The organism is Microcoleus sp. AT9b-C3 (assembly GCF_036705485.1).
In the GTDB taxonomy this organism is placed as follows: Bacteria; Cyanobacteriota; Cyanobacteriia; order Cyanobacteriales; family Microcoleaceae; genus Microcoleus.
Map to the genome: position 1 here is coordinate 1 of NZ_JAUBUR010000083.1, position 6,832 is coordinate 6,832.

At 45.2% G+C, this 6,832-nt stretch carries 8 protein-coding genes; 1 reads left to right on the forward strand and 7 read right to left on the reverse strand.

All coding sequences use genetic code 11. The features are described 5' to 3' along the window. A partial coding sequence (locus QUB77_RS31110) for a zinc-binding dehydrogenase (RefSeq protein WP_333323742.1) occupies window positions 1-369 on the forward strand: 369 nt, incomplete at its 5' end. 343 nt (window positions 370-712) lie between these two features. Here QUB77_RS31110 and QUB77_RS31115 read toward each other — a convergent pair. The 7 genes from QUB77_RS31115 to QUB77_RS31140 all read right to left on the reverse strand — a co-directional run bounded on the left by QUB77_RS31115 (window position 713) and on the right by QUB77_RS31140 (window position 6,686). Next, the gene (locus tag QUB77_RS31115; protein WP_333180767.1) at window positions 713-1,303 is read right to left on the reverse strand and encodes a class I SAM-dependent methyltransferase; all 591 of its coding nucleotides are present in this window, start codon (window positions 1,301-1,303) and stop codon (window positions 713-715) included. Between the two features lie 309 nt (window positions 1,304-1,612). Next, a complete protein-coding gene (locus QUB77_RS31120; protein WP_333180766.1) occupies window positions 1,613-1,777 on the reverse strand; it encodes a hypothetical protein in 165 nt (54 codons plus the stop codon). Between the two features lie 288 nt (window positions 1,778-2,065). Continuing rightward, entirely contained in the window at window positions 2,066-2,485 is a 420-nt protein-coding gene (locus QUB77_RS31920) for a GFA family protein (protein ID WP_445251789.1), read from the reverse strand. A gap of 417 nt (window positions 2,486-2,902) precedes the next feature. Further along, on the reverse strand, window positions 2,903-3,202 hold the full coding sequence (locus QUB77_RS31125; RefSeq protein ID WP_333180765.1) for a hypothetical protein: 300 nt from the start codon (window positions 3,200-3,202) through the stop codon (window positions 2,903-2,905). A gap of 602 nt (window positions 3,203-3,804) precedes the next feature. After that, window positions 3,805-4,287, reverse strand: coding sequence for an Hsp20/alpha crystallin family protein (locus QUB77_RS31130; RefSeq protein WP_333180764.1), 483 nt, complete (start codon window positions 4,285-4,287; stop codon window positions 3,805-3,807). 447 nt (window positions 4,288-4,734) lie between these two features. Beyond that, entirely contained in the window at window positions 4,735-5,586 is an 852-nt protein-coding gene (locus tag QUB77_RS31135) for a DUF1614 domain-containing protein (protein WP_333323744.1), read from the reverse strand. Between the two features lie 494 nt (window positions 5,587-6,080). Further along, the gene (locus tag QUB77_RS31140) at window positions 6,081-6,686 is read right to left on the reverse strand and encodes a GIY-YIG nuclease family protein (protein ID WP_333180762.1); all 606 of its coding nucleotides are present in this window, start codon (window positions 6,684-6,686) and stop codon (window positions 6,081-6,083) included. Window positions 6,687-6,832 lie beyond the last annotated feature (146 nt).

Sequence of the window (6,832 nt, forward strand, 5' to 3'; positions counted from 1 at the left end):
CCGGACGGAATTGATGTCTATTTCGATAATGTAGGAGGCGAAACGCTGGAAGCGGCGCTCTCGGCATTACGGGTGCACGGCCGGATTATCGCTTGTGGCAGCATCTCCGGTTATAACGATGAAAAGCCCCAGCCGGGCCCTTCCAATCTATTTAATATGATTGGCAAACGCTTGACAATGAAAGGGCTAATCGTTAGCGATTGGCTCGATCGCCAGAGTGAATTTGAACAAGAAGTGGGCGGCTATTTCCAAGCTGGCAAACTGAAGAACAAGGAAACAGTGGTGGTAGGAATCGAGCGAGCGGTGGATGCGTTCATCGGTCTTTTTGAAGGCAAAAATGTTGGTAAAATGGTGGTAAAATTGGACTAGGTAGCCACTAATTGAGTGGGTACTTGCTTCATTATTTGAGCAAGTTGCAACCCGATAGCGCTTAAACATTATTTGGTTGAAGGATAGGATGCCATCGCTTGCATCAGATTTTAAACTATAAATCTAGCAGTACACTTTACTTTCCCAGCATTAGTCGTACCTGCAATTGCCAGAAGTTCCAATTAAAACCTCTAATGATTAGCCTTCATCGGACAACATCAAATGGCTGTACACAGAGAGTACAACACCTTTGTGCAAAGATAGTTAACAGTTCTAATCAGCGGTTGTTGAACTCTGGAGCATCTCACCTAAGCGGCTTCAGGCAATCCGCTGCACCAGAATGTTATATTTCTTTTGATCCTATCGCCTGAACTACTGCGCCAATGCCAGTGTGATAAATACCTTCTACTACATCGCGCTCAAGCTCAATTAGATGCCTAAACTTCAAGCCAGCTAACTCAAGGCTTAAAGATTCTTTAGATTGCATCGAATCTACTGAATTTCCGCCGCCAGTACCGTGCTTCAACTGATCGGGTATATAAGCCTCAAGCAGAAACACACCGTTTCGCTTTAACCCTGCTTCAACTTTTTTATGAAGTTGTTTTCTTATTGAAGAGGGCAACGGACAAAATATAGATACAATTCCGTCCCATTTATTTTCGCCTAAATCATACTCGGCTAAATCAGTATGAATAAACTCAACAATCACCCCGTTCTCTTCGGCCAACTTTCTGGCCTTATTCAAACCAACTAAAGAGGCATCTACAGCGGTGACAGAATAACCCTGCTTCGCAAGGAAAACGGCATTCCGCCCTTCTCCTTCGGCCAAGCTCAGAACTTTACCTTTTGGAATACTGCTGACGTTTGCTTCCAAAAACTTGTTCGGGTCTGTGCCATATGCGTACTCTTTGGCACTGTATCTTTCATCCCACATCTGTTTTCTCCAATTGTTGCTTTTGGCACATTTGATGCCCAAAAAATTATGTATTCAACCGCAGATATGCTGGAGAATACCTTTACCGGGGGTGGATTATCCATCATATCTGTTGGACAACATCCTAGTTTTAAGGAATTAAACAGAAACGAAAGCAGGTTAAGTCCGGGTTCTTGGGTGTTATCCATCGCTTCTGATAGTTTATCCTGAAAATCAGGGCTGTTAGTTGTCACTTTTGCTGATAATATCCTCTCTATCGGTCTGATCCAGGATTGGCCTAATGTCGCAATCTACTGGCCCGATGCAGCTTTACCGCTTGCTTGAGGCGGAGCCTTCGCAGAGCAGGAACGAGTGCGATCGCCCCTCGCTGTAGGTTGGGTTGGGTTTGTCAAGTCCTTGCTGGTGAATCAATGTAACGTGAAACCAAACATGACTCGATTGGGCGATCGCGCCGGGGTTGAGGTGGAGAAGCATTTATGAGTATCGGTTTCATCCTTCAACCCAACGTACAAGAGCGAGCTATCGCATTAAATTGCAAGGATAGAATGCGATGGCTTGCATTAGATTTCAAACTGCCAATCTCCCACTCACACTTCACTCTCCAAGCATTGGTCTTACCTGCAATTCTCGTGAAATTCCAATTAGAACCTCCAACGATCGGCTTTTATTTTGATTGCAACCTGCAGTTCATGTCGCATACAGAGCTATCTAACGCACTTGTTCCGCCGACGGCTGGAGGATCTTGTTAGGTACGTTCTTGCTCTACCATGACTCTGGATACTCGGCATGGGTTGGAAGCCCTCCGCTAGCACAACTCCACGGTGCTCTCGATGCCCAGAAAATGCGATCCGTCGGAGTGATAGGCGGTGCTGTATCCAACGAGCCGGCTGGAATAACCACAATTAGGCCGTTGCGCGTTAGACGCGGGAGCGGGCACCCGCAATTACTGCAAAACCATTTGCTGAAGCTAATCGCCGTAGGAAGGTCATAACGTGTGATGCCTTCTTCCCCTGAAAGCCATCGAAACTGGCTCGGCTCAACGGTTAGATTTGTGGCGTGGCCTGTACCCGTGCCTTTGCGACACCGCGAGCAGTGGCAATGAGCCATTTTCTGAAACGGTGGGTTCACTTCAAAGGTCACAGTTCCGCAAAGGCAACTACCGTGAATGCTGGGCTTATCCATCTGCTCTCTCCGAGTGTCTAAATATTATTAGGCAACGATTCTAGTTATCCACCCGGACTAGATGGATAGTCAGAATCGTTCTGTATATCATTCTAAATTTAGTGGATAGGTAGAATTGTTCCGTATATTAAGTATTTTCTGGAGGAAATGCTGAATTTTTCCGTATATCTTCAAGTGCAATTGCCCATTGCCCTAGGTTGAGTTGAGCTTGCCACGTCCTTGCTTGTGAATCAGGTTAAGGTGAAACCAAACATAGCTCGATTGGACGATCGCACCGGGGTTGAGGTGGAGAAGCATTTATGAGTATTGGGTTTCATCCTTCAACCCGACCTACAAGATCGGGCGAGCGCATTAACTAGAAGGATACAATGGGCGAGAGAAATTAGATTTAAAACTGTGAATCTAGCAGTTACACTTCTAGATACCCCACGTATTATCCCAGCTATAGCACTCTTGAATCAGTTGATGTACCGCAGCACCTGCGGTTGAAAATGTACCGCAATTAGTTCTTTTTGTTCCAGATGCCGCATGACCGACATCTTGATACAATGCAAACTGACCGTTCTCAGAATGAATAGAAAGCGTAACAGCAACGCCATTTACATACTGTTTCCACAAGCTAACAAATGAAGATCCGATCGGGATCAGGTTTACATCTTCGACATCACAAATCCATTGCCGCTGTTGCAAGTCTGTCCGCGTATGTTCCTCTATCATTACATTCCATGCTCAAATCGTATTTGAGTTGTATCATTACCTAAATAAACAAACACTAATTGAGCCAAAACTGTACTAGACACGGATTCTAAACAACGATTTACAAGAACGAACGGGTGATCGCATTAAGTGGAAGGATACAATGCGCGAGCGAAATCCATACATCTGCACAAGCGAGCTTCTTGAAGTATCTGGCAACTGGCCAGAGCTCGAAGCCAACCTTTTCATAGGTGTGACGGGCTCTTTCATGACCGGGATCGCCTCCAGTCTCAACCATAGCAACAGACATCCCAGCGTCTTTACTTGCCACAGAAGTGGTGGAACGGAGGACTGAGCGATTTCAATGCCCCTGGGTTCACGATTGGGTATTCTGCTCGTCCAGCTCTCCTGCATTTACTGGAAGCGGGCCTTGTAAGCGTTACTAAATTCACTGCGGGTTCAGGACAGTTGTAGGTAGCTTTTCTAAAGCTTTCCCAAATAAAGAATACCGGGAGCAATGGTCGCTCCCGGTATCAGCTTTTCCAGTTCCGTTGTTGTTAAGTAAATCCAATCAGGCTTAATGAAAGGAAAATTTGCCTCACTCGATTAAGCACAGCCCATCGTTATTGGTTAGCCTGTTCCAAAGCGGGATTCGTTGAAGTTCCAGCAATTTCGCCTAAGTTAATCTTGACGACTTTATTGCGGGCTTCAGTTACTTTGGGCAGAGTTAGCGTTAGAATGCCATCTTTGCATTCAGCTTGCACGGAGTCATTTTGAATGTGTGCGGGCAAGGAAAGCACTCGGTGGAATTTGCCGTAGCGGAATTCTGAGCGGATGTAGCCAGATTTTTCGTCTGTGTTTTCGTAGCGGCGTTCGCCAGAGATAGAAATTGCTTCGCGGGTGACTTGAACGTCAACGTCTTTGGGGTTCATTCCAGGCAGTTGCGCTTTTAATACGAAGTTGTCCCCAGCATCAGCAAATTCCACAGCGGGCATCCAAGCGGCTTCTGAGTTATCTCTCGTTGCTGCCCGTTGGTCAAAAACTTTATCGAGTTGCTGGCGGAGCGTTTCAATTTCTGTGAAGGGTTGCCAATAGCGCATCAACATAATCTGTCACCTCAAAAATGGTAAAGCTCTATAAGGAAAGTTTGGGTTGAAGCTCGTTGCTTACAGTTATTATGATGCCACTTTCTAAAGGGGAGGAACAGTCAGGAGAACCCCACTCTGTTGGTCGTATTTGCCAGAATAAGTGTGAAAGAATCAGGGATAGTTCGCATTGAAGAAAACCGTACAAAGCTATTCCTAGAAACCGACAATACTGTAGTAACGCCATGATGAGCCAGCCGAGCGAACTCTGAACGGCGCGAGCGTCGAGGGAAGTATCGCTGGGGTTGTTAACCGTACCAAAAGCACGGTGCGGGTGATGACGCAGTTTGCCGAAAGCGGTAGGCTAAAAACAGCTATGAGTACAAAATCTTAAAGCGTTGGAAGTTGAGCCAAACAAGGTTAGGTCTTAAAGAATTAATATATTACGATCGATTATGTTAGAAGAATCTACCGAAAACAAGCAGATAGCCAAGCCATTGTCGCAGGAAGCCATTCAGCTATTATTAAAGCGCACAAACCGCATTGCGCGATCCCATCATCCAATCCTGCACCTCCGATACTAAGGGGAGTTGCAGCAATTTCGGGGCGAACATCTTTAAGATGTAGTAAATCAGCTCCGATCGTCGTTCCCAATACTCCTCCCGCAAAAGCAACTGACACATCTGAGCGGTTCACTCCGTCAACAACCAATGCCATTGCTGACAAAACCGCAACAATCGTGATTAGCCAAAACCTCGACGCTCTAGTAACAATTGCTATTCCTGGAATGACGGTCACTAGGAAGTAACTAAACGACGCAACGACCGCTGTTACTATCAAAATTGCTTCTTGTTGAACGCGATAAAATTGGTAAAGCGCCAAAATAATGGGAATGAGCCCTCCTGATACATTTAAACCAATATAACCATAAAACTCGCATTGGGTTTTGTATGAAGGTAAGCACAAGCACTTTAACAACCAAACCGGAAAGATTTCAATGCTAACTCGCTGTTTTGACTGGCGGTGCGGTGTCAATATGAAGAGTGGTAAATTGATATAGCACCCGAAAAAAGCTGCAATGACGAGAGGTAAACCCAACCCAGGGGCAATGCCCAACCGAGCAATTAGGGTTGAAAACACAATTGGATAAATTTTGAAAAGTATAAAAATTGCGTACCATAAAATAGCCACAAATAGCAGCAAAACAAGCAAGCATCCCAGGCTAGATTTGGGTTGAATAATCCAGCTAGATACCCCTTCTCTACTGATGGCAAAATTATTGTGCAACCAGCGTGTCAATCGTTGTTTTAGGAAATACATCGCGCCACTTCTTTAGTAGAATAGATATTTACGTTTTTTATTTCCTATCAGGCTAACTTTACGCATTTAGATAATCACTCCACACCAACATATTTTTATATTTTGGAGAGACAATGCTTGATTTGAAATTAATTAACAGCATTCCACAGGTGAGATGATAAGTCAATTCATAAAAGTCATGACCTTAATTTCATAAAAGTCATATATCTTACTAATTTCTAAGACCGCCTCCAACTGAATTCAGTATTGTAACCCACATTCCGCAGCCACTATATATAGCGTCTCACAACCATTACTAGGTGGGAATTTAAGGTAAATTAAAATACTCAAGGCACTATATATAGCCAACCTAAACCTCAACTCCGCTACAGAAGCGAGTATGCGACAGTTAAGGGTGCGGAATGCGGGATCTAAAGTTTGGGGGTGTCAGCAACTGAGTGCGGGCATTTCTTGCGATCGGTGATGACAAAGGAACTGCTACTTTTTACGCTCGCTCACACAATCGCATCCAACTCAACATCACTCAACACTTTTGCTTCCATCTCATACAAATCATTCAGCACTAGCTTGACATCGGGAAACACAAAATACTCGGTCAATTTCCCAATGCGATAATTAAACGCTTTGTACCGGTGTTTGAAGTACAGTTCCACATTCCCCCGATGTTCCCACAATCCCAGCAAATTGACGGTCACATCCGAGTAATGCGCCCTCACATCCCGCTGCACCTCGGCGATGCGTTCCTCGATCGATCGAGTAGTAATGCCAATTTTATAGAACGTGTTTCCGTCCGCTTTCACCTCAAGAAAGTAGAGCGAATTGATTAGAATCCGGCGAAGCTGCGATCGATAAATTAGCAAATCAGCCCGCCGTTCATCCAAGCAAGATAAGCCCGCCGATAAAGCAATTTCTACAGAGCCTTCCAACTTCACTAACTCTGACAACAGCAAAGGTTCCTGAACGCGATTGAACAACGCCAGGGGAAGCGCACCCACTGGGATTTTACCCAAGTCGGTAAACTTATAAGAGCGTAGGAACGGGGCGTAGCCATCGCCCGACGACTCCAGCAATCCTTTGAGTTCCCACCGAAAGTTTACCAAGTCTTTGGGAATCGATCGCTTTTGAGCTCCGTACTCTGGTTGAGTCGATGTGGGGTATTATCCCCAGCACCTCTCAGTTAATTAGAGTCGATGCCTGTGTTACCACAGGACACCTCTCCTTCAGAACGCGGACGTGCAGCTTTCAC